This is a genomic window from Cupriavidus basilensis (assembly GCF_029335485.1).
GTDB lineage: Bacteria > Pseudomonadota > Gammaproteobacteria > Burkholderiales > Burkholderiaceae > Cupriavidus > Cupriavidus basilensis_E.
Genome location: NZ_JARJLM010000179.1, coordinates 1 through 720 on the forward strand (window position 1 = coordinate 1; position 720 = coordinate 720).

At 70.8% G+C, this 720-nt stretch carries 2 protein-coding genes; both read left to right on the forward strand.

Annotated features, from left to right (window positions below):
• Nucleotides 1-437: flagellar hook-length control protein FliK (locus tag P3W85_RS10505; RefSeq protein ID WP_276264739.1), on the forward strand; the 437-nt coding region annotated here is incomplete at its 5' end.
• On the forward strand, nt 434-720 hold a 287-nt coding region (locus P3W85_RS10510; RefSeq protein WP_276264740.1), incomplete at its 3' end, for an EscU/YscU/HrcU family type III secretion system export apparatus switch protein. The genes P3W85_RS10505 and P3W85_RS10510, both read left to right, overlap by 4 nt.

Consider the following 720-nt stretch of genomic DNA (forward strand, 5'->3'; position numbering starts at 1 on the left):
CCCCGTCGCAGCTCGCCAGCGCCAGCGGCCCCGCCGTGCATGCCGACGCCACCACGCTGGTCCGCCAGCAGCTGGACACGCTGGCAACCCAGCAATTCCGCTGGATGGGCGAAGCGTGGCCAGGCACGCCGATGGAATGGCAGATCGCGCGCGAACAGGACGACAACCCCGCGCGCGCGCACGGCGAGCCGGATGCCATTGCCGGCGGCGTCTGGTCGACCCGGCTGGTCCTCGAATTCCCCAACCTGGGCACGGTGGAAGCCCGCCTCAGCCTGACTGGCAACGGCATTGAAGCCAGGCTGGCCGCGCCCGCCTCGGTCAACCTGCTGAAGGCCGCGCGCGCGCAGCTTCAGGATCGCCTCGCCGCTACCGGCCTGGATCTCACCGCGCTGGCGGTGGAAGGCGTCCTCTCGCCCGCCGGGAGCAGCAGGCAGTGAAACATCCCGACGACAACGCGCGCGGCACCGCGGTAGCGCTGAGCTACGACGAGACGCGCGACCAGAGCCCCCGCGTGGTGGCCAAGGGCTATGGCGAAGTAGCCGATGCCATCATCGCCCGCGCCCGCGACAGCGGCGTCTATGTCCACAATTCCCCGGCCCTGGTGACCTTGCTCATGCAGGTCGACCTGGACTCCCGCATCCCGGAGCAGCTGTACGTGGCCGTGGCCGAACTGCTGGCCTGGCTGTACCAGCTGGAGCAGGCGGAGGCCGCCGCCGCACC